Source organism: Bradyrhizobium sp. 190, from assembly GCF_023073415.1.
Lineage (GTDB): Bacteria > Pseudomonadota > Alphaproteobacteria > Rhizobiales > Xanthobacteraceae > Bradyrhizobium.
In genome coordinates, this window is record NZ_JADPJL010000065.1 from 25,485 (window position 1) to 51,663 (window position 26,179).

Consider the following 26,179-nt stretch of genomic DNA (forward strand, 5'->3'; position numbering starts at 1 on the left):
CTTGCCCGTTACCAACCACCCTTTCGTCACCATGCGACGGTCATGCCGGCCCGCCCGCCGACGCCGCCTTGCGCGAAGCCGGCGGCGACGCCGCCATTGAGCACCACATATTGGTTCAAGCGCATCTGCGCTCCAAGGCTCATGGCATTCTGCCCACGGAAGGTGCCCCAGTTCGTCGAGATCGCGAACTTCTTGTCCGACGGCAGGACGGAGCCGCCCATGGCGATGGCAATCGCCGTTCCCTCGAAGGCCTGGCGCATCTGCGTCTGCAGCGTGGCCACGTTTGATTGCAGCAGGGAGATATCCTGGCCGCTGAAACCTGCTGCCGCGAGATTGCCGGCCGCGTCGGTGGTCACCAGCGATGTCGGGCCAGATTGCGCAGCGAGGCTCGCCGCCGAGGTGATGCCGGACATCCGGTAGGTGTTCGACGCCGTGCCGATCGAGACCTGATTGGCGGCGGTCGTCGTGGCGCCGTTGCCGATGGCGGTCGAATTGGCGAACGCCGCGGTGGCGCCGGCACCAAGCGAGGTCGCGCCGGTGGCTGTGGCTTGGCTCGCCTGGCCGATCGCGGTGGTGGCGTCGCCGGTGGCGTTGCTACCGTGGCCGTACGCGCTCGCGGTGGCGCCAAGTGCTACGCTTTGAGCACCGGTCGCGGTCGCATTGACGCCGATCGCGGCGCTGGTTTGGCCGGTCGCGGTCGCGAAGCTGCCGTTCGCAGTGCTGGCTACGCCAGTAGCGGTCGCGGCCACCCCGTTCGCGATGCTAATTGTGCCTGTCGCTGTAGCGTTGGAGCCGTTGGCGAAGCTGCTCGCGCCGGTTGCGGTCGCGGCGTCGCCGGTCGCGTTGGCGTTCTGGCCCGTTGCAGTTGCGGCGACGCCGTCCGCGTTGGCGGTTTGGCCCGTTGCAGTTGCATTGGCGCCGATCGCGCGGCTGTTGTTGCCCGTTGCGGTCGCGCTGTCGCCGGTCGCGTCGGCGTTCTGGCCCGTTGCAGTCGCTCCGAAGCCCGCCGCATCGCTGCCATGGCCGGTCGCGGTTGCCGCGTCGCCGGTCGCGTTGGCGTTGTCGCCGTATGCGGTGGCGAAGTCACCCGCTGCAACCGCGTTCTGTCCGACCGCAGTGGCGTTGAAACCGGACGCCGTCGTGGCCGCGCAAGTCCCGGTAAAGCCGACGTTAGTGGACAAACATGCCGCCCAGGCCGGCGCGCCGCCGAAGGTGGTCACGATCCCGGCCGCAGCGGCCAGGCTTCGCAACGTCCCGCCAGAGAGCAGGCTGCTGGCGAGCAACCACGCTCGGAAGTCGCGTGCAGAAAACATCCAAAAAGCCCCCACGGCAGACGGCTCGATTCTGTCGTTAGGTCTGCCCTGATGTGATCTTGCCCCTAGCCATGCAGCGGCCGCATCTGACGTTCGTCAGATGCATCGAGCGAAGGGAGAGCATTCTGAGCTGAATGTCGCGAAGTGAGGCTTCGCGGCAACATCGTGCTTGATGCCCATAATCGAGCCTTGCGGCCAGGACGACACCTGGGCCAGAGTTCGTGCCAGGGCTTGGGGTAGAGCGAAATGTCTGGCGGTGGACTATCCGGCGAGGACAAGGTGCTGGACCTTGTCGGATCCATTTACGATGCCGCGCTCGACGCGCAGCTCTGGCCCGGCGTCCTCAACAGAATTGGCGATGCCGTTGGCGGGCCGCAGGTGGTGTTCGGGTTCTACGACCCGGCGAACGGTATCGTGAGCATGCATGCGCCGCGCACCGATCCGGACATCTTGCGCAGCTTTGACGACTGGGCGCCGAATATTCCGGCCTTGCCGTGTACTGGAAACTATCGGCCCGGCGAGGTCTTTACCGGTGCGGATGTCATTTCGAGGGACGAGTTTACCAGTACCGACTTTTATAATGAATTGTGGCGGCCGGGTGGTTTCAGCGCCGATCCCCTGGTCACAAACCTGTTTGCCGATGGTGCGGCCTCGGGGCACATTGCGAGCCACGGACTGCTGAACCAATCGCCCTTTCACAGCAGCCAGCAACGTTTGTTCGCGGCGCTGGCGCAGCATCTCGTTCGCGCGGTCGCGCTGCAGCGCCGTGTGTATCATCTGACGATCGCAAACGAGCGCACGCTAACCGGCCTCGACGGATTGCAACAGGGTTTTGTGCTTGTCGACGCAAAGGCGCGGCCGCTGTTCGTCAATCGCGCGGCCCGTGCGCTGCTCGATGCTCGCGATGGCCTGCGGCTCGAAGCCGGCGCTGTGTCCGCATCCGATGCTGACGCCGCACGCGCGTTGCACGGGCTGATCAAGTCATGCGCTGGCGATGCCGGTGCCGTAACCGGTTCTGGCGGCGAACTCGCGCTGCCCCGTGAAGCGGGTCGGTTGCCGCTTGATGTTGTCGTGACGCCGGTAAAGCAGGAAACGGCAACGGCCATCATGCCCTGGACTTGTTCGGAACATGCGATCGCGATCGTGCTTGTCTCCGATCCCGAAAGGGAGGTCCAGGCACGCGTTGAAGAATTATGTCGACGGTTCGGTTTCACGCCGGCAGAGGCAGCGTTCGCGCTTGAGATAGTCAAGGGCGATGGCCGCCAGGCCGCCGCTGACAGACGCGGCATCACCGTCGGGACGGCGCGCAGCCATCTGTCCAGGATCTTTGACAAGACAGGATCACGTCGCCAGGCCGAACTCGTGCGGCTGCTTCTGCAGAAGTGAAGCGAAGCCGGGTATCTTGTTGAGTGGAGCCTGGCCGACCAAAAAAGGGCGGGCATTTCTGCCCGCCCTGATGTCTTGCGGAAAGCCGCGCTGTTAGGATTCCAGAACCGCTACGATCTCGTAGGTGTCCGGATCCACGATCACGATCTGCTCCTTGACGAGGATGTACTTGTAACTGCGCCATTCCGGATAGATCGTTACGACTCGCGGCGGCAACGCATGGAAGCTCACGTCGCGAGGTACGCGGGTGCCGACCGAAACCGAGAAGTTCACGTTCGTCACCGGCTGAACGCGGGTCTCCTTGATCACGCTGGTGATCTGGGTGCGCTGCTCAGTCGAGAGCTTCCCGCCCGCGCCGGCCTGGCCCGTCGTGGTTTGGCCCGCGGCTCCGCCCTGAGTCTGCGTGCGGTCCTGCTGACCCTGAGCCTTCTGGTCGCGGCTCGGCTGATCGCGACCCTGGGTGGTGGTCTGGTCACGGTCACGCTGGGTCTGGTCACGCTGCGTCGTGCTTTGATCGCGTTGCATCGTGCCCTGGCCGGTTGTCTGGCCCTTTTCGGACTTCATGCCGCCGCGGTCCTCTTTGCCCTCGGCCTTCATGTCCTTGCCGCCCTTCTTCTGGTCTTCGACGCGCTGGTTCTTTTCACCGCCCATCGACTTCTGCTCGGACTGCGTGGACTTCATGTCGGACTTGCCGCCGCTATCGCGCTGCATTGTGCCCGACGACGCGCCGCCGCGGTCAGAAGGCGCGCTCTGCTGCTGCGCCCCGGAACCGGCCGACCCGGCGTCGCCGCGTCCCATGCCGGTGCCTTGCGCATTCGCAAAGCCGGTTCCGGCGATCAGGGCCGCTGCCGCGACCGTCATTAAGAAACGATTAGTCATCGAAGTCTCCTCACGTATCTGCATTGCCCACGCTATCAACGAAAGGAATTACCTGATGTTCCTGATAGTTGTCGGTTCCGTCGAGTTTGTTTTGTGAACGCGAGATGAACCGCGGCGCCGCAGAATGCCGCAAAGAAAAAGGCCGGCTTTGAGCCGGCCTTTTCATCGCAATGTGTAAAGCTCGCCTCAGCACGTCGCCTTGCCGCAGCGGGCGTTGTTGATCTTTTCGCGCAGGTTCTCGACGCCGACCGCGCCGATCACGACCTGCTTGCCGATCACGTAGCTCGGCGTGCCGTTCATGCCCATCGCTTCAGCGAGCTTGAAATTTTCCTCGAGCGTGTTGCGCACTTCGGCGCTCGCCAGATCCTTCTCCAGCTTCGTCATGTCGAGGCCGACTTCCTTGGCAACGGCCATCGCTCGCGCCTTGTCGGCGGCGCCGCGGCCGGTGAGCAGCTTCTGGTGGAAGTCGAGATATTTCTTGCCGGTCGGATCCTGCATGCGTACCGCAACGCCGACCTGGGCGGCTTCGACCGAGCCCGCGCTCAGCACCGGAAATTCCTTGAGCACGACCTTCAGCTTCGGGTCGCCCTTCATCAGCTCCATCATGTCCAGCATCGCGCGCTTGCAGTAGCCGCAATTGTAATCGAAGAATTCGACGAAGGTGACGTCGCCGTCCTTGTTGCCGACCGTGACGTTGCGCGGCGAGTTGAAGATCGTGTCCGCATGCTTGGCGACGCCGGCTTCATGCTTGGCGGTTTCCGCCGCGGCCTGACGCTTGCTGAGTTCGGTCATCGCCTCTTCGAGCACTTCGGGATGTGCAATCAGGTAATTCCGGATGATGGTCTCGATGTCGCCGCGCTGGGTGTCGGTGAAGCTCTGCGCGGAAGCGGGCATCGGCGCGCCGCAGAGCGCCAAAGCGAGCAATGCGGGAATGAGAAGACGGAACGAGGGCATCGGTAAATCCTTGTGCGGCGGGTTCCCGGGCAATTCTGCTGAAGGCCGGCTCCTGGAGATATATTGGTCCGTGGTGGTCAGGTCCGATTATAGCGGAACCCGGTATATTTCTAGTTGCTCTTCTGGCCCGGCATCGGCTTGGCGCTCACAATGTCGTCAGCCTTGACCCATCCCGGCGTCCCGATTGCAAAGCGCGTTTTCGCGCGCGATGCAAGATCGCGCGCAGTCTTGCTGTCGCCGCGGAGGTAGGCGGCCTGGGCCGACGCCAGATCGGCCTGCGCGTAGTCGCCTTTTCGGCCATAGGCCATTGCGAGCTGGATGTAGCCGATCGGCGCTTCGGTCTCGCGCGCAACCGCCGCGCGCAGGATGGCGATCGCCTCGTCGGTATAGGCGTTGTTGCCGGTTGCCACGAGGGCCTGCCCAAGCAGCATCTCGATGAGCGGGGAGTTGTTGGAGAGCGCTACCGCTTTGCGCAGCGGCGCAATCGCCTCCTGCGGCTTGCCGCCCTCCAGCAATGCCTGGCCACGCACTTCGTGGAAATAGGGATTGTTGGGCTGCTGCTGGATCAGGGCATCAATCTGGGTGAGCGCGCTGCGCAGGTCGCCGTGCAGATAGGTCGAGATCGCGTGGGCATAGCGCGCCGGCAGGCTGTTGTTGGACAGCGGATAGCGCCGATACACGGTCTCCTGCCGCTCCATGAAGGCCGAGATCTTGGCGCGCACCATGTCGTGGCGCAGCTGCAGGGCAGGGTCGTCCTTCTTGTCCCAATAAGGACTCGACCTTGCAAGTTCTTCCAGCGCGGCGACGCGCTGAGCCGGCATCGGGTGCGACTGAACGTAAGGGTCCGAGCCGCGCGCGGCGAACAGGCTCTCGTCGGTGAAGCGCTTGAAAGTTTCGTACATGCCCTTGGCGGACTGGCCGGTGGTGTTCAGAAACTTCACGCCGGCCTTGTCGGCGTTTTCCTCCTGCTGTCGCACGTAAGAGAGCAGGTTGCGGCGGATGATTTCTCCGGGAGCCGAGAACATTGCGGCGCCGGCGTTCGCCAGGCCGCTGTTGCCGCCGCCGCCTTGCGCGCCCGCCACCATCGCGCCAGCGCCAAGCAGCATGGCAATGATCATCTGCGTCTGGGCCTGCGCCATCTGCTCGCGCATCTTGGCGAGATGACCGCCGGCAAGATGGCCGGTTTCATGCGCCATCACGCCGATGATCTGGTTCGGCGTCTCCGACTGCATGATTGCGCCGTAGTTCACGAAGATGCGGCGGCCGTCGGCAACGAAGGCGTTGAAGACGCCCTGGTTGATGATCACCATCTGGATGTTATGTTTTTCCATACCGGCGGCGCGCAGGATCGGCCGCGTATATTCGCGCAGCAATTGCTCCGTCTCGGTATCGCGGAGCACCGGCGGACCCTTGTTTTGCTGCGCCACAGCCGCCATCGGCGCAACGGCAAGCGCGACGGCTGTCATCAGCGCGGTCAGTTTCAGTGGTTTCTTGCGTAAGGCGATGCGGAGCATGAGCAGTCTTTGGCGATTGGTGATGCGTCTGGATTTGCCCGGACGGCGGTTCGGTTTCCGATTAGATCAGAAACGGTTCCCAGTTTGTTGTTTCAACGCGTTTCTTCAGCCGAGCCGGGGTATCACTGCGTGAACCCGGTACCACGTCGCCTGAAAACGCTATAACAAGCCACCGAATACGGCCAGTCTGGGGCGGTAACCGGTTCGGGAACCTGAATTCGGCGCGCGCCCATGGAAATAGCAGATATCGATGCTGGAATCGACACTTAGAGATCGCGCGACGGCGCTGCTGACGCCCTCGGCACGGAGCGACGTTCCGCCCTTCATGGTGATGGACGTGATGGCGGCCGCGGCCCGCATCGAGGCGGCCGGCGGCCATGTCATTCATATGGAAGTGGGGCAGCCGGCGGCGTCGGCGCCGAAGGTCGCGATCGCGGCCGCGCATGCCGCGCTCGATGCGGCGCGGATCGATTACACCTCTGCGCTCGGCATCCCCACGCTGCGGACGCGGATCGCAAAACACTACCGCGATACTTACGGCTGTGCCGTCGATCCCGAACGCATCGTGATCACGACCGGCTCGTCTGGCGGTTTTATTCTGGCGTTTCTGTCGATGTTCGAGCCGGGCGACCGGGTGGCGGTTACGGTGCCGGGTTATCCGCCGTACCGGCATATCCTGACAGCGCTCGGTTGCGAGCCGGTGCTGATCGAGACATCGAGCGCGACGCGTCATGCGTTGACGGGCGAGGCCTTGTTGGCCGCGCATCGCAAGACGCCGCTGAAGGGCGTGCTGGTCGGCAGCCCCGCCAATCCGACGGGAACGATGATGTCCCGCGAGGCGCTCACCGGCCTGATCAATGCGGCGGAAGGCGCGGGCATCCGCTTCATTTCCGACGAGATCTATCACGGCCTCGACTATGCGTTTCCGGCGGTGACGGCGGCAGAGCTTTCGCCGCATGCGCTCGTGATCAATTCGTTCTCGAAATATTTCTGCATGACCGGCTGGCGGGTCGGCTGGATGGTGGTGCCGGAGCCTCTGGTGCGGCCGATCGAACGGCTGCAGCAGAACCTGTCGATCTCGGTGCCGACGCTGTCGCAGATCGCGGCCGAAGCGGCATTCGAAGGCCGCGAGGAGATGGAGGCGATCAAGCGCGGCTATCAGGAGAACCGCCGCATCCTGATCGAGGGGCTGCCGAAGGCCGGTCTCACCAAGTTCCTGCCCGCGGATGGCGCCTTCTACCTCTACGCCGATGTTTCCGATTTTACTTCCGACAGTTTCGAGTTTGCCGGCCGCATGCTGGAGAAGGCGCACGTGGCGGTGACGCCGGGCGTCGATTTCGATCCGATCCACGGCCGCAGTTTCATTCGTTTCTCCTACGCGCGCTCGGCTGACGAGATGCGAGAAGCGGTGACGCGCATCGCACGTTGGCTTCGCTAGGGCTCGGGTTTGAACCTGGTCAATTTCGGATTATGTCGGCGAATCGCGACGAGATCGGCCGCCTTGCGGCGGCCGATCCGCGCACGCGCAAACGGGGAGTATCAGGTGCTCTTGAGCTGTCCGTTCATTCCGTTCGGGTAAAAGCCGCCCTTGCTGACGCCGGCCTTTTCCGTCAGGTAGACGATATGCAGAACCTCTTGTGGCGTACGGGTGAAGGCAATCGCATCGGGGTTTGAAGGCACGAAGTTGGCTTTGCCGTCGACCCTGATTCCCTGGTCTTCTTTTTCAGGGGTCCCGTCAATTTTGTCCCGCGCATCCGAAATTGCGTTGGCGGCTTCCCATGCCTTCTCGCCCATCATGTAGAGCTGGGAGCGGGCCATTCCCATGTGGTAGGCCTCAACGGCAAGGATCCCGGCTGCCGCCTGCACGAATTCCTTTTTCTTGAGCAGCGGTGCCGCGCCGGCATATGCGGTCACGCCGACGTCCTCGAACAGCATGCCGCCGAGCAGGACCGACATGTCATCGGCAAAGGGGTCGAAATCGGCGGGCAGTCCGGCAGCCTGGGCGGCAGCCTTGAAGCCTGCGTCGAAATCGATCGCCGGCCGCGAAATGGCGTTTCTGCCGAGCGTCTTGCGATAGAAGCGAACGTGAGCCAGTTCGTTTTCTGCCGTCTCCTCGATGAACTCGCGGATCGCCTTCTCCTTGAATTGGGCCTCGTGGCCACCCACCACCCGACCACCGTCCATCCCGGCATCGGCGTCGCTGATACCCTTGCCGGTCGTAGCGCGCAGATAGAACTCGGCTTCCATGTATTCGAGATTCAGAGCGAAGGTGAAGATGTCCTCGTCGTCGATCGCGGCCCCCTTCGGGCCGATTCCAACGCCGGTCGTCTCTCGCTTCTGCTGGGCATAGGCCTGCGGAATGAGTAAGCCTGCGAGGCCAGCGACTGATAGGCCGGCGATTGATTGCCGGCGCGAAATACGCAACGACTCCATGGCGTAACCTCCTCTGTTCTGATTGAGGGGCCGCGCCTCTTCACCGCTATAAGGACGCTATGGGGCGCGACCTCGGCACCGGTGCGATGCTTGACGCGCACAACGTGAGGCCGCATGGCACGTTCCAAGCAGACTTCAAATCCAAGCAGCACGATTTCGTGACGCTTCGTTGCAGTCGTGATTTGGCCGTTTGGCTTACGTCATGACCGCGAGGATGCGTGCCTCTCACAGCGGGCCGCACGTCGACGTGAACATAGCCGAGAGCGTGGCAGGCGCCGCGCTAGATCACGGCTGCGATCCACCAAGGGCCGAACAGATCCATGGGGTCCGACAAGCGCCGCGGATGCAAAGCAGCGAAGCGCTGCCGACCAAGGAAAGACTGCATCGTCATGAAACAGAACCAACCATGGCCGGAAGGCCTACGCCGATCTCGGCGAGGAACATCACGGCTTTTCGAATTACCGCCAGTGAAGCATCGGCCAGCTCATTAAGAGTGCGAGAGCCGACGCATCACCCTATCCGCCCCACGAACTGCGGTTATTCGCCGATTTTTTCTTTGCCTTCTGTTTCTGTGCCGAAAATTCGCTGATAGCGCTCTTTCCGCTCAGGTCCGAGCTTGCGACCTGTGATCCGTTCTGCTTCGCAACCGACCTCTCGATAGCGACTGCGGGCGCCGCAAGGCCGACACAGCCGGCAGCAGCAAGTATCAATGTTAGCTTTCTCATCTGCTCCTCCATTTGCAGTGATACTCACCCCAAAAGCGAACGCGCGATTGCTGCCCGCGTTCCTGCGGGTCAACGTGAATACGCGGGACCGAGATGGCATGTGGAGCACCGCGTCAATCGCGATTGAGTGGCCCGCGAATGCGAAGCAATTGCACATTGTGGCGGCTTGCCAAATACGGAGCGCGAGAACGAATGGCCCGGAAGCCACGCGCGATAGTCGAGCACCGCGAAGAGGCGTTTTCCCTCGTCACCTCGTAATGAAGTCACCATGAACGCGGTGGGTCGCCCGGAGAGAGCGTACCAGGCCCAGGCGACGCGCGGACTTGCGAGTGGACACACCAGAATTCGAGCCGTTCCATAGGGCGACAAGGCGGTCGTGCCGTTGATTGTCGCTGCGCACTCGCAGGGAGCGCGGGCCGCCCAACCGGGACGGATGGTGCCGGGCAAGACTGGCCTGCAGACCAGAGGCCGGTCACGATAATGCGTGACCGTGTAGCCGTGCGGGTCCAGAAGCAGTGAGTCCTGAACCGTGATGTCGGCTTCCGGTCCGCCGAACGTGCGGGTGCGTTGGGCCGGCACGGTCCAGTCATACAGCACTTCGGCCGGGTACGGATTTTCGTCCGAATCGAAAGGGGTCATCACGCCTGTGATCGCGAGCCTCTCGGGCCACTCGGCAAAAGGGACCGCAGGACAATCTGCCTGGAGTTCGGGCATCACCCGGTTGATCTCGGTCTGCGCAAGTTGGCGCGCTTGCGATATTTTATCGATCAGGGTATTCAGCGCGCGCACCGGATTTCCGGTCATTGTCGGTTTGGCCTGTCTGCAGGCGGCATCGATCTCGGCAAGACCTGTTTCGTCCAATGTGTCGAATCGAACCTGATAGCTGAGCGCATATCCGCTGAATGGTGGAAGCTGATCGCTTGCAAACGGGAAGACGAGACGAAACGGCGTTTGATCCGATGTCTTGAACCACAGCCAATAGCTTGCAGGCTCTGGAGCGATCGGAGTTTTCCACCATTCAACCAGTGTCTCGCCGATCGGCGCTGAGCCCGTGCATTGCGATTGCGGCGCAAGCCAGTCTCTCGCAAGCGGCCGCCAGCCGGTATCGCCTAAAGCGCGGCACTCCTTGATTGTGGAGCCTTCCGACTTGAGGACATACGTCCGGTTGCCGGCAACGAACAAGTCCAGCGACCCGCGCCTGACACCATGAAGTCTTACTCGCATCGCGGAGAGCGCGGCGTCGGCGACGATTTCGGCAAGCACGAGCTGCGCTTTAGTGAACGGCGCCATCAGATAAGTACCCCGCCATTTCTCAGGCAGGCGCGGATGGGATGTTGAGCCGCAAGGGGCGAGCTGCGGCAGGTCGAATAGCGCGCGCGGTTCTTGCGCCGCCGCAGGGGAGAGCAGGAGGACGGCGATCGTTATCGTCACCAACACGCGCGGCAGCATGGCGACCTCGCGGTAACCGGCTCAGCAGCTAACGTATGCCGAGATGTTTTGCTCCAAACCGGAGCGAACACAGCCGCCTAACCGCACATTCGCCGCGTGTCTGGATTAGCGCGCAGCCACCCGCGTTTTCGTTCCACCGCGCCGCGCCGACGGGAAAAATATTCTCCTTTGGACGGAGGTGATCTGACTGTTCGCCGTCCCCGCAACACCATTGACTCCGCTGTCACAAAGGACTTTGGCTAGGTGCGGCGAATTGGCGCAGGCGCGATTGATCTGCGACCTTTGACGGGAGTAAACGTCATGGCGGCAACGATTGCGATTGAAGCGCCCACGAGTGTGGCAAAGCCCTGGTACCGGGTCCTGTATGTTCAGGTCTTGATTGCCATTGTACTCGGCGCGTTGTTCGGCTGGCTGTGGCCTGCGCTTGCAACCAACGACTGGATCAAGGCGCTCGGCGACGGCTTTATCAAGCTGATCAAGATGGTGATCGCGCCGATCATCTTCTGCACCGTGGTATCCGGAATTGCCCATATACAAGATGCCAAGAAGGTTGGCCGGATCGGCGTCAAGGCGCTGGTTTATTTCGAGGTCGTCTCCAGCTTTGCGCTGGTGATCGGTCTGCTCGTCGGCAATCTGGTCAAGCCCGGTCACGGTTTCGGCGGCGGCATGGCGAATGCACAAGCCGTCGCCGGCTACGCCAGGCAGGCCGAGGCGCAGAAGAGCGTCGATTTCTTCCTGCATGTCATTCCCGATACGGTGGTTGGCGCCTTCGCGCAGGGCGAAATCCTGCAGGTCTTGCTGTTCTCGATCCTGTTCGGCTTTGCGCTGATGGGCCTCGGCGAGCGCGGCCATACGATCCGCGAATTCATCGACGATGCGGCGCATGCCGTGTTTGGCGTCATCGCCATCGTGATGAAGGCTGCGCCAATCGGCGCGTTCGGCGCGATGGCGTTCACGATCGGAAAATTCGGGACCGGCGCAATCCTGAACCTGGTCGGGCTGATTGCGACCTTCTACGTCACCGCGGCGCTATTCGTGTTCGGGGTGCTCGGCGTGATCGCGCGCATGGTTGGTTTCTCGATCTTCAAGTTCCTCGCCTACATCAAGGACGAGCTTTTGATCGTGCTCGGCACGTCGTCCTCAGAAAGCGCGCTGCCGTCCCTGATGGAAAAGCTCGAGCGGCTCGGCTGCTCCAAGTCGGTGGTGGGCCTCGTGGTGCCGACCGGCTATTCGTTCAACCTCGACGGCACCAATATCTACATGACGCTGGCGACCCTGTTCATCGCGCAGGCGCTCGGCTTCGATCTCTCCTTCAGCCAGCAACTCACCATCCTGCTGGTCGCGATGCTGACCTCGAAGGGGGCGTCCGGCGTTACCGGGGCCGGCTTCATCACGCTGGCTGCGACGCTCGCCGTGGTCGATCCGCGGCTGGTGCCGGGCATGGCCATCGTTCTCGGCATCGACAAGTTCATGAGCGAGTGCCGCGCGCTGACCAATCTGTGCGGCAACGGCGTTGCCTGCGTGGTGGTGTCCTGGTGGGAAGGCGAACTCGACAAGGACAAGCTGCACGCCAATCTAAACAAGCAGATTGATCCGTCCGACGTGGAGACCGCGATCACGGCTGGATAGCACCCAGCGCGATGCAAATAAAAAACCGCCCGGTTTTGGCCGGGCGGTTTTTCTTTTTTGGTTTGAGCGTTACTCGCCGCTGCCGAAGCGCCGCGACCACCAGCCCGCCTTGCGTGGCGCGGATTCGTCCGATGCGGCGGGCGCCGGCTCGGTCGGAGCAGGCGCGGGAGACTCGACCGGCTCCGGCGCGCTGTGGCTGACGGCGGGCGCCGGTTCGGCCGGCGCGCTGGTCATGAAGCTGACTTTCTCGCGCACGGTCGAACGCCGCCGCGCCGCGGCCCGCTCGGCCTCTTGCCTGGTTTCTTCAGCTGATGGCGCGGGCGCACTCTCGACCGGCTCCGGCTGGGCATAGGCCGCAGGCTGCATCTCCGCCGGCTGCGAGACAGGTTCGGGCGGAATGTCGGCCTGCACCAGCGACGGCGCGGGCTCGGATGCGCCGCCGTCGAAATCGGCCACTGCGTTAGTCACCTCGGGAGCCGGCGTCGGCCCGAGTTCGTCCGCGATCGATCCGGCAAGGCCGTCTTCCAGCTCGGCGCCACGCCGGCGGCGTCCGCCGCGACGGCCGCGACGGCGCGGGCGCCGCTCGCCACCGGCAGGCTGATCGCCGCGGGCCATGCCGGGCTGTTCGTCGCCTTCGTCCTCGTCGGCTTCGCCGTCCTCGGCGGTCGCGCCTTCGACGGCCTCGCCCGCGACGCGCATCGCGTCACCGTCCTCGCGCGGGGCGGCGCCGTCACGCGGCTCGCCACGGCCGCGCCGGCGTCGGCGCCGCTTGCGGCGGTGGCCGTCTCCTTCGCCTTCTCCTTCGCCCACTGCGGCTTCGGCGGCATCGTCGGCCAGCCCGTCGGTTTCCTCGGTTTCGACCTCGGATTCGGTTTCGATGTCGAACGCCTCGTCGTCGTCATAGGCTTCCTCGACCTGCGGCGGGAAGGAGGCAGCCTGCGCCGCCAGCAACGCCTTGGCGGCTTCCAGCGTGTGCACCTGCTCGCCGCGGTCGATGATGAACGACTGCTGGCCGGCGACGGTTGGATCGGCGCTCACGGCGAGCGACACCTTGAAGGCGTTTTCGAGATCGCGCAGATGGCCGCGCTTGTGGTTGAGCACATAGAGCGCGACGTCGGTGCGGGTGCGCACCACCAGATTGTGGGTCGCGCCCTTCATCAGGATTTCCTCGATGCCGCGCAGCAATTGCAGCGCGACCGACGAGACCGAGCGCACATGACCGCTGCCGCCGCATACCGCGCAGGGCTCGGTCGAACTCTCCAGCACGCTGGCGCGGATGCGCTGGCGCGACATTTCCAGAAGGCCGAAATGCGAGATGCGTCCGACCTGGATGCGCGCGCGATCCTGTCGCAGGCAGTCGGAGAGCTTACGCTCGACCGCGCGGTTATTGCGCTTTTCGTCCATGTCGATGAAGTCGATGACGATGAGCCCTGCAAGATCGCGCAGGCGCAATTGCCGGGCGACTTCCTCCGCCGCCTCCAGATTGGTCTTGAGCGCGGTGTCCTCGATGTGATGTTCGCGGGTCGAGCGGCCGGAGTTGACGTCGATCGAGACCAGCGCTTCGGTCTGGTTGATGACGATGTAGCCGCCGGAACGGAGCTGCACGGTTGGCGAGAACATCGCATCCAACTGACTCTCGACGCCCATTCGCGAGAACAGCGGCTGGCCGTCGCGATATTGCCTGACCGCCCGCACGTTCGAGGGCATCAGCATCTTCATGAAGTCGCGCGCTTCCTGGTAACCGGCTTCGCCGGCGACCTGAATTTCGTCGATTTCCTTATTGTAGAGATCGCGCAGCGAGCGCTTGATCAGCGAGCCTTCCTCGTAGACGAGGGTGGGGGCCTGCGACTTCAGCGTCATGTCGCGCACGGTTTCCCACATCCGGATCAGATATTCGAAGTCGCGCTTGATCTCGGGCTTGGTCCGCGAGGCGCCGGCGGTCCGCAGGATGATCCCCATGCCTTCCGGCACGTCGAGGTCCTGCACCACTTCCTTCAGCCGCGAACGGTCCTGGGCCGAGGTGATCTTGCGGCTGATGCCGCCGCCGCGGGCGGTATTGGGCATCAGGACCGCATAACGTCCGGCCAGCGACAGATAGGTCGTGAGCGCCGCGCCCTTGTTGCCGCGCTCTTCCTTGACGACCTGAACCAGCATCACCTGGCGGCGCTTGATGACTTCCTGAATCTTGTACTGACGGCGCGGGCGGAACGGGCGCTCCGGAACTTCCTCGAGCACGTCGTCGCCCCCGACGGATTCGACGACTTCCTCTTCTTCGGCATCCTCGCCGTCGTCCTCATCATCATCGTGGCTGTCGTCGCGGTCGGAAGTCGGGGCGACTTCATCGGAAGAAGCAACGGCGTACCCTTCACCGGCGTGCTCGATATGCGGCGCGTCGTCGGCATGGGCCGCGTTTTCGCGCGCCTGTTCCTCGTCATGCTGCTCATCATGAGCGTGTTCAGTATGAGCGTGTTCAGCCGGCGCCTCGGGGGCGGCCGCCTCGACCGGCGCCACAGGGGGCGTGCCGGATTCCAATTCCGCGACTGGTGCTGCGCCCGCGGCACCTGCCGGTTCGTCAGGACCTTGCGCATCGTGATCGGGATGACGATCGTGATCGTGGGGACGATCGTTGTCGTGGTGAGGATCGCGATCCTGGTGATCGTGCGAATGGTCGTGATCCTGACCATGCGCCTCATGATCATGCGCATCATGGTCGTGATGAGCGGTATCCTCATGATGCCTAGCATCATTCTCATGATGCTCAGCGTCGTGCGGGTGCACTTCGCCGGCATACGCGCCTTCGTGCGGATGCGCCTCGCCTTCATAGGGCTGGGCCGCCTGTGAGGGATCCTGGCCGGCGTTCTCTACGACGCCGCTCTGGACACGGTCGCCATGGCCGCGCCGGCGCGCATTGCGGTGGCGCGAGCGGCCACGGTGGCGGTTGGAGGAGCGGTTCTCGCTCTCTTCCTCGGCCTCGCGATGGGCGCGCTCGTCGGCCTCGATCAGCGCCTGACGGTCGGCGACCGGAATCTGATAGTAGTCCGGGTGGATTTCGCTGAACGCCAGGAAGCCGTGGCGGTTGCCGCCATATTCGATAAAGGCCGCCTGCAGTGACGGCTCTACGCGCGTGACCTTGGCGAGGTAGATATTGCCGCGGAGCTGCTTGCGCTGGGCGGTCTCGAAATCAAATTCTTCGACGCGGTTGCCGCGGACCACAACGACCCGGGTCTCTTCCGGGTGGGTGGCGTCGATCAACATCTTGTTGGGCATTTTGGAACTCTTGACGGCGGCGGGCGCGGTGCATGGCGCGCGCAAATTGCGCGGCCCGGTGACGCGACGGTCCACCTGATTCGGGGGTGAGGGGAAGGCCAAAACGCACTTCTTGGCGCCGCGCCGAACGGGGAGCCACCTGATCGAGGCGACGTGCGAAGCTTTCGCCTCGCGTCGGCGCGGTCGGTCCGTGGATCCTGGTCGGCAACACAGTCTGGCGCATCAAGCGTCGGCCCGTCTAAACATGTTGGCGGAAAAGGATACCGCCGTATCTATCGCTGAAGGCCCGGTTCGGCGCCTAAACGCCCGCCGGCCATCGCATATCGGACCGTTTTGGGTCCGGATAATCAGTTTTGCCGTGTCTCAAACCGTCCCTGGAAAAGGTACCTGGGACCGGACGCCGCTCGGGCTCGAAACCGCCACTCCGTGTCAGCCGCGCGCAGCGCTGGCTGTGGAGGGATCGGGAAAGACGCAGGTTCCTCCGACTTCGAAGGTTCCGGCGCTGCACCGGGAGGCTGAACGCGACACAACCGGGAGTATTCGCCGTCAGCACCTCGTACATACGTGGATTGGGGGCTGCGTGCAAGGGAAGCGCAAGGGAACCCGCGGCCGAGCGTCGCAGCGCGGCAACACTCGCTCCTTTTCACAGATTCGACCTTAAGGTCCGATTAACCCTGCGGTTCTAATGCGGTAAGGGAAAGGCTCCTCCGGAGGCACCGAATCGTTGGCGAGCCGCGCAAACCACCTTGTTTTGCTGGGATGTGGCCTATTGTGCGCCGCAACATCGTTGTGCGCCCAGATGATCGACCCGAGCGCGGCCCAAGCGCAGGTTTATCAAGCACCACCCGCCTATCAAACACCGCTTTATCAAGGACCGGCCGCCATTCCGAGCCCGGCAGCGGCATCGAATTTCCCGATCGCGTCTGACGCTCGCCTGGCCGGCGATGCCAAACAGACCCGTTTCATCCTCGATCTCGACAAGGCGATCCAGTTTCGGGCCTTTTCCTTGGCGGACCCCTATCGCGTAATCGTCGATCTTCCCCAGGTCAGTTTCCAGCTCCCGGCCGGAGTCGGTGTCACGGGGCGGGGATTGGTCAAGGCGTTTCGCTACGGTCTCGTCATGCCGGGCGGATCGCGGATCGTGTTCGACCTGACCGGGCCGGCCAAGATCGCCAAATCCTATGTGCTGGAGGCGGCCAACGGCCAGCCGCCGCGGCTGGTGCTCGAATTCGAAGAGGTGGACCGCACCGCCTTTGTCCAGTCGCTGGCCCCCGAAAACCGTCCCGAACTGCGGCCTGCGATCGCCGAGGCCAACGCCGCCGTTGCCCAGCCAGATGCGCCAGCCGCGCCGAAGCCTGCACCCGGGCCGCCGGACAAGAGGCCGGTCGTCGTGATCGATCCCGGCCATGGCGGCGTCGACAACGGCACCCAGGCCGGCGGCGGCGACATCATGGAAAAGAATCTGGTGCTGGGTTTTGGCCTGGCGCTGCGCGATCGGATCGAGAAGTCGGGCAAGTATCGCGTCGTCATGACCCGGACGGACGACACCTTCGTTCCGCTCGGCGACCGCGTGAAGATCGCGCGCAGCGAGTCGGCGGCGTTGTTCGTCTCGATCCATGCCGACGCCTTGCGGCGTGGCGAGGGCGACGCCCAGGGCGCCACCATCTATACGCTGTCGGATAAGGCCTCCGACTCCGAGGCCGAACGGCTGGCGGACACTGAAAACAAGTCGGACGCGATCGGCGGGGTCAGTCTCGCCGACGAGCCGACCGAAGTCGCCGACATCCTGATCGATCTGGTGCAGCGGGAGACCAAAACCTTCTCGAACCGGTTCGCGCGGGTCCTGATGGGCGAAATGAAGACCACGGTGCGGATGCACAAGCATCCGTTGAAATCGGCAGGTTTCCGCGTCCTGAAAGCCCCCGATGTGCCCTCGGTCCTGGTCGAGCTCGGCTATGTCTCGAACAAGGGCGACCTCGAGCACCTGGTGTCGGAAAACTGGCGGAACCGGACGGTCGGGGCGATGGCGCAGGCAATCGATGCGTTTTTAGCCAAACGGCTGGCAACTGCCGGACCGGGCAAGTGAAAAGTCCGGTGCGCATGGCGTAAGGGCAGGCTGAAAAGCGTGCCGTCCGTTGGCCCAAGCCCTAGTTTGGCCACAGCGGCAACGGTATAGAAAATTGGCTGCTGGTCTTCGGAATCGGTATTGTCCGCCGGACCTTTTATTGTTCGACCGCGTAGCGGCAACTCGTTCGGCGGGATGGCCGTGGTAGGATAGACGCCGCAGATACCGGCGCACAGGGTTGGAACGGAAACTTCGACAATGCGCTTGCTGGTCCGGTTTTTGGGTTTCCTGTTCGCTGCCGGGACCGTCGTCTTCCTGGTCGGCGTGGCCGGCGTCGCGGGCGCGATCTGGCATTTCTCCAAGGACTTGCCCGACTACTCGCAGCTTCAGGATTACGAACCGCCGGTGATGACGCGCGTGCATGCGTCCGACGGTGCGCTGCTCGGCGAATACTCCAAGGAGCGCCGCCTCTATCTGCCGATCCAGGCGGTGCCAAAGCTCGTCATCAACGCGTTCCTCGCGGCCGAAGACAAGAACTTCTACGAGCACGGCGGCATCGACTTCACCGGCATGGCGCGCGCGGCGGTGTTGTATGCGCAGAACTTTGGCTCTAACCGCCGGCCGCAGGGTGCCTCCACGATCACCCAGCAGGTTGCGAAGAACTTCCTTTTGACCAACGAGGTCTCCTTCACCCGCAAGATCAAGGAAGCCTTGCTGGCGATGCGCATCGAGCGTGCATATTCCAAGGACCGCATCCTCGAGCTCTATCTCAACGAAATCTATCTCGGTCTTGGCGCCTACGGCATCGCGGCCGCATCGCTGGTCTATTTCGACAAATCGGTAAACGAACTCACGATCGCGGAAGCCTCCTATCTGGCGGCGCTGCCCAAGGCGCCCGCGGCGCTGCACCCGGTTCGTAACCGCGATCGCGCGGTCGAGCGGCGCAATTACGTGGTCGATCGCATGGTGGAAAACGGCTGGATCAAGCAGGCCGATGCCGACAAGGCCCGCAAGGAACAGCTTAACGTTACCACCACCCGCGGTAACGCCGCGCATACGTTTGCCGGCGAATATTTCGCCGAGGAAGTCCGGCGCGACATTTTCGAGCGCTACGGCGAAAAGAAACTGTACGAAGGCGGATTGTCCGTCCGTGCCACGCTCGACCCGAAGATGCAGGTGATGGCGCGCAAGGCCATGGTCGCCGGTCTGGTCAAATATGACGAGGCGAGCGGCTGGCGCGGCGCACCGTCGAAGCTCGACATTTCCGGCGACTGGGGCGTCAAGCTCGCCGACGTCAAATCGCTCAGCGACATCTCGCCGTGGCGGATGGCGGTGGTACTTGAGACCAGCGACCAGTCGGCGCGGATCGGCTTCCAGCCCGGCCGCGAACTCGGTGGAGCCGTCAGCAAGGTCAGGCAGACCGGCATCATTACGCTCGACGGCGTGCGGTGGGCGAAGGCCGCGTCGGGATCCGCAAAGGGCAGGACACCGACCTCGGTGGCGCAAGTTCTGTCGGCCGGCGACGTGATCTATGCCGACCCGCTGTTCGACAAGGAGGGCAAGCAGGTCGAAGGCCAGTATCGGTTGCGTCAGTTGCCGGAAGTTTCGGGCGCGATGGTCGCGATGGATCCGTGGACCGGCCGCGTGCTGGCGATGGTCGGCGGCTTCTCGTTCGATCAGAGCCAGTTCAACCGCGCGACCCAAGCCTATCGGCAGCCGGGCTCGTCCTTCAAGCCGCTGGTGTATTCGGCGGCGATGGACAACGGCTACACCCCGTCGACGGTCGTCGTCGACGCGCCCATCGAAATCGATCAGGGACAGGGCGTCGGTGTCTGGCGCCCGGAAAACTATTCGTCAGGAAAGTACCAGGGACCGGTCACGCTGCGCAACGCGCTGCGGAATTCGCTGAATACGGTGACGGTGCGGCTGGCCCAGGACATCGGCATGCCCTTGATCGGCGAGTATTCCAAGCGTTTCGGCGTTTACGACGAGCTGCCGAACTATCTGTCCTATGCACTCGGCGCCGGCGAAACCACTGTTATGCGGATGGTGACGGCCTATTCGATGTTCGCCAATGGCGGCCGCCGCGTGAAGCCGACGCTGATCGATCGTATTCAGGACCGCTACGGCCGCACCATCTTCAAGCATGACGCGCGCGAGTGCCGCGGCTGCGACGCGCCCGGCGGCTGGAAGAGTCAGCCCGAGCCGCAGCTCGTGGACCGTCGCGAGCAGGTGCTCGATCCGATGACGGCCTACCAGATCACGTCGATGATGGAGTATGTGGTGCAGGCCGGCACCGCCACCGTCGTCAAGGAGGTCGGCAAGCCGATCGCCGGTAAGACCGGCACCACCAACGATGAAAAGGACGCCTGGTTCATCGGCTTCTCGCCGGACCTCGTGGTCGGCATCTATGTCGGTTTCGACAAGCCGCGCAATCTCGGCCGCGGCATGACCGGTGGCCACCTGGCCGCGCCGATCGCCAAGGACTTCCTGAAACTCGCGCTCGCCGACAAGCCCGCGATTCCCTTCAAGGTGCCCGCCGGCATCAAGCTCGTTCGCGTCGAGCCCAAGAGCGGCATGCGCGCCGGTCCGGGCAGTGGCGGGCTTCTGGAAGCCTTCAAGCCGGGCACCGCGCCGCCGGACAACTACTCGGTCATCGGCGTGGCCGATGCGGACGGCCGGATGCCGCAGGGATACCAACAGGGATACCAGCAAGGATACCCGCAAGGGTATCAGCCTGACGCCGGCAATATCATGCGTCCCGGAACCGGCGGGCTTTACTGATCCGCACGGAGTGTTCACAACCTCAAGACGTATCTTCGGACAATACGGTATAAAAATTTAGGACCCGGCGGATCTGAGCGATCCGTGTCGCGGGAAAGGAAATGTCCGATGGACACGAGGATAAGCACCGATGGTTACGGTGCAGGGGTTGGAATGGAACTTCGGTAATGCGCTTTTTGGTCCGGTTTTTGGGTTTCCTGTTTACCGCCGGCACGGTGGTGTTCCTGGTGGGTGTGGCCGGCGTCGCGGGCGCGATCTGGCATTTCTCCAGGGACTTGCCCGACTATTCGCAGCTTCAGGATTACGAGCCGCCGGTGATGACGCGCGTCCATGCGTCCGACGGTGCGCTGCTCGGCGAGTATTCCAAGGAGCGGCGCCTGTATCTGCCGATCCAGGCGATGCCAAAACTCGTCACCAACGCCTTCCTCGCGGCCGAGGACAAGAACTTCTACGAGCACGGCGGCATCGACTTCACCGGCTTGGCGCGCGCGGCCGTGGCGTATGCGCAGAACTTTGGCTCCAACAAGCGTCCGCAGGGCGCCTCGACGATTACCCAGCAGGTCGCGAAGAACTTCCTTCTCACCAACGAAGTGTCGTTCACCCGCAAGATCAAGGAAGCGCTGCTGGCGATGCGCATCGAGCGCGCCTATTCCAAGGACCGCATCCTCGAGCTCTATCTCAATGAAATCTATCTCGGTCTTGGCGCCTACGGCATCGCGGCCGCATCGCTGGTCTATTTCGACAAGTCGGTGAATGAACTCACGATCGCGGAAGCCGCGTATCTGGCAGCGCTGCCGAAAGCGCCGGGAACGTTGCACCCGGTGCGCAACCGCGAGCGGTCGACCGAGCGGCGCAACTACGTGATCGACCGCCTGGTGGAAAACGGCTGGATCAAGCAGGCCGATGCCGACAAGGCCCGCAAGGAACCGCTGGCCGTGACCAGCCGGTCCAACGCCGCGCATACTTTTGCCGGCGAGTATTTTGCCGAGGAAGTCCGGCGCGACATTTTCGAGCGTTACGGCGAAAAGAAGCTCTATGAGGGCGGCCTGTCGGTCCGCACCACGCTCGATCCGAAGCTGCAGGTGATGGCGCGCAAGGCCGTGGCGGCCGGCCTCGTGAATTTTGACGAGGCGCAAGGCTGGCGCGGCGCCATGAGCAAGCTGGACATTTCCGGCGACTGGGGTGTCAAGCTCGCCGAGATCAAATCGCTGAGCGACATCTCGCCCTGGCGGATGGCCGTGGTGCTGGAGACATCCGACCAGTCGGCCCGCATCGGTTTTCAGCCCGGCCGCGAACTGGGCGGCGCCATCTCTAAGGAGCGGCAGACCGGTCTCATCACGCTGGATGGTGTCCGATGGGCGAAGCCGGTCGCCGCCGCGGCGCGCGGCAAACCGGCGACGGCTTCGGTCTCGCAGATTCTGTCGCCGGGTGACGTGATCTACGCCGATCCGCTGTTCGACAAGGAAGGCAAGATGGTCGAGGGCCAGTACCGCCTGCGGCAATTGCCCGAAGTGTCCGGCGCGATGGTCGCGATGGACCCGTGGACCGGCCGCGTGGTCGCGATGGTCGGCGGCTTCTCGTTCGACCAGAGCCAGTTCAATCGCGCGACACAGGCCTATCGGCAGCCGGGATCGACGTTCAAGCCGCTGGTCTATTCGGCGGCGATTGACAATGGCTACACGCCGGCGACGATCATGATCGACGGCCCCATCGAGATCGATCAGGGGCAGGGCAACGGCGTCTGGCGGCCGGACAATTTTTCGGTGGGCAGCTATAAGGGTCCCATCACGCTGCGCGACGCCCTGAAGCAGTCGCTCAACACCGTCACGGTGCGGTTGGCGCAGGATGTCGGCATGCCCCTGATCGGCGAATATGCCAAACGCTTCGGCGTCTACGAGGAGTTGCCGAACTATCTTTCCTATTCGCTCGGCGCCGGCGAGACCACGGTCATGCGGATGGTGACGGCTTATTCGATGTTCGCCAATGGCGGCCGGCGGGTGAAGCCGACACTGATCGACCGCATCCAGGACCGCTACGGACGCACGATCTTCAAGCATGACCAGCGCGAGTGCCGCGGTTGCGACGCGCCGGGCGGCTGGAAAAACCAGCCCGAACCGCAGCTCGTCGACCGCCGGGAGCAGGTGCTCGATTCGTTGACCGCCTACCAGATCACGTCGATGCTCGAAGGTGTGGTGCAGGGTGGTACGGCGACGATCCTGCGCGAGGTCGGCAAGCCGATCGCCGGCAAGACCGGCACCACCAGCGACGCAAAAGACGTCTGGTTCGTCGGTTTTTCGCCGGATCTCGTCGTTGGTCTCTATCTCGGCTACGACAAGCCGCGCACGCTGGGCAGGGCCGCGCAGGGCGGCCGCATCGCCGCGCCGATAGCCAAGGATTTCATGAAGCTAGCGCTCGCCAACAAGCCGGCAACCCCGTTCAAGATTCCCGCCGGCATCAGGCTGGTTCGCATCGATGCCAAGAGCGGCACGCGCCCCAGTCCCGGCGGCGAGGGCGGCCGCACGATCCTGGAAGCGTTCAAGCCGGGCACCGTGCCGCCGGATAATTACTCAGTCGTTGGCGTCACCGAAGGGGACGGACGAGTGCCGCAGGAAATCCCGCCCGACGCCGGCAATATCATGCGTCCCGGAACCGGCCGGCTTTATTAGCCGATTGCGCTTTGCGGCGTCCGCCGCTACATCCGTCGGACATAATCCAGTAGCGGTTCCGACCGCAGACAGAAGAGACCATGCGCGCCGAAGTCGAACGCCTCGTAGAAGAGATCAAGCAGTCAGTCGGGCTGCTGAGGAGGCATCTTTGACGTCGAGACATCCACGGCTCGCCTCGCCGAGCTGAACAAACTCGCCGAAGATCCCAATCTCTGGAACGATCCCCAGAAGGCCCAGAAGCTGATGCAGGAGCGCACCTCGCTGGTGGATGCGCTCGAGGGCATCGGCAAGGTCGAGCGTGAGCTCGACGACAATGTCGAAATGATCGCGCTCGGCGAGGCCGAGAACGACGAAGGCGTGGTGGTCGAGGCGGAGAACGCGCTGAAAGCCCTGAAGAAGGAAGTCGCCCGCCGCGAGCTGGAAGCGCTGTTGTCAGGCGAGGCCGACAAGTTCGATTCCTATCTCGAAGTGCATGCCGGCGCCGGCGGCACGGAAAGCCAGGACTGGGCCGCGATGCTCTTGCGCATGTACACGCGCTGGGCCGAGGAGCACGGCTTCAAGATCGAGTATCTCGAAGAGACTCCCGGCGAAGAAGCCGGCATCAAATCCGCGACCATCCAGATCAGCGGACATAATGCCTATGGCTGGCTGAAGACGGAAGCGGGCGTGCACCGGCTGGTGCGGATATCGCCGTTCGATTCCAACGCGCGGCGGCACACGTCGTTTTCATCGGTGGCGATTTTTCCGGTGGTCGATAACAGCATCAAGATCGACATCGCCGAGTCCGACGTGCGCACCGACACCATGCGCTCGGGCGGCGCCGGCGGGCAGCACGTCAACAAGACCGAATCCGCGGTGCGCCTGACCCATATTCCGACCGGTGTCGCGGTGGTCTGTCAGGCCGGCCGCTCGCAGCACAAGAACCGCGCCCAGGCCTGGGACATGCTGCGCGCGCGGCTCTATGAGATCGAACTGAAGCGGCGCGAGGAGCAGGCCGCCGCCGATCAGGCCGCCAAGACCGACATCGGCTGGGGCCACCAGATCCGCTCGTACGTGCTGCAGCCCTACCAGATGGTGAAGGACCTGCGCACCGGCGTGCAGACCTCGGATACGTCGGGTGTGCTCGACGGCGACCTCGACGAGTTCATGGCGGCAACCCTGGCGCAGCGCGCGTTCGGCACCACGCCCGGCGCAGTCGAGGATGTGGATTAATCCATGACCAAAGTGGCCTTCATCGGGCTCGGGCGCATGGGCCACGGCATGGCCGGCCGCTATCTCGATGCAGGTTTTTCTGTCGCGGTGTGGAATCGCAGCAAGGCCAAGGCGGAAGACTTGATCGCGCGCGGCGCGAACTGGGCCTCGTCACCGGCGGAAGCCGCTGACGGCGCGGATGCCGTCGTGACCATGGTCGCCGACGACGGGGCGTCGCGTGCTGTCTGGCTCGGCGAGAATGGCGCGGCTGCAACGATGAAGGCAGGCAGCCTCGCGATCGAATGCTCGACCGTCTCGCACCAGCACGCGCTCGACATGGCGCGCGAACTGCGCGGCCGAGGGCTTACCTATATCGACTGCCCCGTCACCGGCCTGCCGCAAGCGGCGGCTTCCGGAAAGCTGACTTTGCTGGTCGGTGCTGACGCAGCCGATCTCGATCGGGCAAGACCCTATCTGGCGCCGATCGGCGATGTGGTTAGGCACTTCGGCGCGGTCGGCACCGGCACCGTCTTCAAGCTGATCAACAACCTGATGGGCGCGGTGCAGATCGCGAGCCTCGCCGAAGGCGTCGCCATGGCCGAGCAGGCAGGGCTGGATATGAACCTGGTGGCGGATGCGCTGGCGACCGGCGCGGTGGCGAGTCCGCAGGTGATCCGTCATTCAAAGCGCATGGTGGCGCGCGATTTCTCCGGCGCGTCGTTCACGGCGGCGCTTCGCCACAAGGATGCAGCCTATGCCGTGGCGCTGGCCGAGAGCCTGTTGGCAGGACCGCCGCTACTCGGGCGTGCCGCGGTCGAGGCCTACGCTAGAGCGAAGACCGAGATGCCCGATGATGATGAAGGCAGGATGATCGAGATCGTCTCGCGGCGGAAGTAGGTAGTCGCGACTCACGGGAATCGGATGGAATGGTCACTGGATGAGGGTCGTCTACGTGATCGCATTTCTTGCGCGGTTCGCATTGCAACCAGTGGATGATTGATCGTATCGTCGAATCTCGATGCTCGGAGCGCTACGGGGTTCGCAGAATGAAGTGGCTTGGAATTGCGTTCGCGGCCGTCGTTGCGGGCTTCGCATTATACAAGATCAGCTATCCGACCCACACCTATCGCTATCGCATGACCGTCAATGTTGAAGTCGACGGTCAGATGCGCTCGGGGTCGAGCGTAATCGAGGCACATGTCAGCAAGCAGCCGGTGTTTCTGCCGGGTGTAAATCCCCTCGGGTATTCAGAACGCGGTGAAGCTGTGTTCGTCGATCTCGGAGGGCAACGCAACATAGTGGCCCTTTTGGCGTCTGGGCCTTACGCCGAAGGTGCCGCCTACCCATCCTTCGTAGTGCTCCAGCACTTTAGATTGAATCTGTTCGATGATCGCCAACTGGCGTCATTATCGCAGTTGCGTGGGCGTTGGGATCTCCCGAGTAAAGATTTGCCGACTCTGGCTACCTTTTCGAACCCAGGCGATCCCACGACGGCGAAAACACTTCAGGCCGACCAACTGGAGCAGTTCTTTGGCCCAGATGTGCGTTGGCGCGGCATCGTTATTGAGATGACGACTGACGCAGTTACGCACGTTATCGAATCAAAGCTTCCGTGGGTCACTAAACTGACCGCCGGCCTAGCCGGATCAAACGTTTTCGTTTCGCCAGGCAAATTTACCCTCAACGGACCGTACTTTAAAAGGTAAGTCTGCCGCAGCCGTCCGACGACCTTTTGGCGATCTTGGCGATGGACGCGTACAATCGAGGAAATAGGCGCGGACGTTGGGGATTCCGATGTCGAACGCGATACTCGATGGCACAAGCTCACCTAGCGAATGCGGCTGTATGCGGTTGAATAGTGTTGGGGTGGCTATTCGGAAATCGGGTGGCAAAATCCGGTGCGGCTGAATAGAGCGGTCTATCC

General features: G+C 63.3%; 16 protein-coding genes. 9 read left to right on the forward strand and 7 right to left on the reverse strand.

The genetic code is table 11. The features are described from left to right. Positions 1–26: 26 nt before the first annotated feature. A complete protein-coding gene (locus IVB22_RS32000; RefSeq protein WP_247521153.1) occupies positions 27–1,313 on the reverse strand; it encodes a YadA-like family protein in 1,287 nt (428 codons plus the stop codon). Positions 1,314–1,691: 378 nt separating this feature from the next. Here IVB22_RS32000 and IVB22_RS32005 point away from each other — a divergent pair, with 378 nt between their 5' ends. Then, on the forward strand, positions 1,692–2,699 hold the full coding sequence (locus tag IVB22_RS32005) for a helix-turn-helix transcriptional regulator (RefSeq protein WP_247521154.1): 1,008 nt from the start codon (positions 1,692–1,694) through the stop codon (positions 2,697–2,699). Between the two features lie 93 nt (positions 2,700–2,792). On the opposite strand, the gene IVB22_RS32010 is transcribed toward IVB22_RS32005, so the two are convergent. The 3 genes from IVB22_RS32010 to IVB22_RS32020 form a co-directional block, all read right to left on the reverse strand. Continuing rightward, positions 2,793–3,560: a DUF1236 domain-containing protein gene (locus IVB22_RS32010; RefSeq protein WP_247521155.1), complete on the reverse strand. Its 768-nt coding sequence runs from the start codon at positions 3,558–3,560 to the stop codon at positions 2,793–2,795. Positions 3,561–3,764: 204 nt separating this feature from the next. After that, entirely contained in the window at positions 3,765–4,532 is a 768-nt protein-coding gene (locus tag IVB22_RS32015) for a DsbA family protein (RefSeq protein ID WP_247521156.1), read from the reverse strand. Between the two features lie 110 nt (positions 4,533–4,642). Further along, positions 4,643–6,046, reverse strand: a complete 1,404-nt coding sequence (locus IVB22_RS32020; RefSeq protein WP_247521157.1) for a M48 family metalloprotease — start codon at positions 6,044–6,046, stop codon at positions 4,643–4,645. Positions 6,047–6,296: 250 nt separating this feature from the next. On the opposite strand from IVB22_RS32020, the gene IVB22_RS32025 reads away from it, so the two are divergent. Then, positions 6,297–7,484, forward strand: coding sequence for a pyridoxal phosphate-dependent aminotransferase (locus tag IVB22_RS32025; RefSeq protein WP_247521158.1), 1,188 nt, complete (start codon positions 6,297–6,299; stop codon positions 7,482–7,484). A 101-nt stretch (positions 7,485–7,585) separates the two neighbouring features. Here IVB22_RS32025 and IVB22_RS32030 read toward each other — a convergent pair whose 3' ends face one another. Both IVB22_RS32030 and IVB22_RS32035 read right to left on the reverse strand, forming a co-directional pair. Beyond that, entirely contained in the window at positions 7,586–8,479 is an 894-nt protein-coding gene (locus IVB22_RS32030) for a ferritin-like domain-containing protein (protein ID WP_256467486.1), read from the reverse strand. Positions 8,480–9,273: 794 nt separating this feature from the next. After that, on the reverse strand, positions 9,274–10,653 hold the full coding sequence (locus IVB22_RS32035) for a hypothetical protein (RefSeq protein WP_247521160.1): 1,380 nt from the start codon (positions 10,651–10,653) through the stop codon (positions 9,274–9,276). A 300-nt stretch (positions 10,654–10,953) separates the two neighbouring features. Between IVB22_RS32035 and IVB22_RS32040 the strand changes: the two genes are divergently transcribed. Beyond that, entirely contained in the window at positions 10,954–12,282 is a 1,329-nt protein-coding gene (locus IVB22_RS32040) for a dicarboxylate/amino acid:cation symporter (protein WP_247521161.1), read from the forward strand. 69 nt (positions 12,283–12,351) lie between these two features. Here the strand turns inward: IVB22_RS32040 and IVB22_RS32045 are convergent, their stop codons facing one another. Continuing rightward, positions 12,352–15,549 carry a ribonuclease E/G gene (locus IVB22_RS32045; RefSeq protein ID WP_247521162.1) on the reverse strand — a complete coding sequence of 1,066 codons (3,198 nt, stop codon included), beginning with the start codon at positions 15,547–15,549 and terminating at the stop codon, positions 12,352–12,354. A gap of 724 nt (positions 15,550–16,273) precedes the next feature. On the opposite strand from IVB22_RS32045, the gene IVB22_RS32050 reads away from it, so the two are divergent. The 6 genes from IVB22_RS32050 to IVB22_RS32075 all read left to right on the forward strand — a co-directional run bounded on the left by IVB22_RS32050 (position 16,274) and on the right by IVB22_RS32075 (position 25,961). Continuing rightward, positions 16,274–17,635, forward strand: a complete 1,362-nt coding sequence (locus IVB22_RS32050) for an N-acetylmuramoyl-L-alanine amidase (protein ID WP_247521163.1) — start codon at positions 16,274–16,276, stop codon at positions 17,633–17,635. A gap of 237 nt (positions 17,636–17,872) precedes the next feature. Further along, positions 17,873–20,398, forward strand: coding sequence for a penicillin-binding protein 1A (locus IVB22_RS32055; protein ID WP_247521164.1), 2,526 nt, complete (start codon positions 17,873–17,875; stop codon positions 20,396–20,398). Between the two features lie 167 nt (positions 20,399–20,565). After that, positions 20,566–23,064 (forward strand): penicillin-binding protein 1A, encoded by a 2,499-nt coding sequence (locus tag IVB22_RS32060; protein ID WP_247521165.1) that lies wholly within the window; start codon positions 20,566–20,568, stop codon positions 23,062–23,064. Between the two features lie 80 nt (positions 23,065–23,144). Beyond that, a protein-coding gene (gene prfB / locus IVB22_RS32065; protein WP_247521166.1) for a peptide chain release factor 2 occupies positions 23,145–24,276 on the forward strand; the annotation gives its coding sequence in 2 pieces (ribosomal slippage) (positions 23,145–23,213 and positions 23,215–24,276; 1,131 coding nt in all). A 3-nt stretch (positions 24,277–24,279) separates the two neighbouring features. After that, the gene (locus IVB22_RS32070; RefSeq protein WP_247521167.1) at positions 24,280–25,152 is read left to right on the forward strand and encodes an NAD(P)-dependent oxidoreductase; all 873 of its coding nucleotides are present in this window, start codon (positions 24,280–24,282) and stop codon (positions 25,150–25,152) included. 95 nt (positions 25,153–25,247) lie between these two features. Next, the gene (locus IVB22_RS32075; RefSeq protein WP_247521168.1) at positions 25,248–25,961 is read left to right on the forward strand and encodes a hypothetical protein; all 714 of its coding nucleotides are present in this window, start codon (positions 25,248–25,250) and stop codon (positions 25,959–25,961) included. Positions 25,962–26,179: the final 218 nt, after the last annotated feature.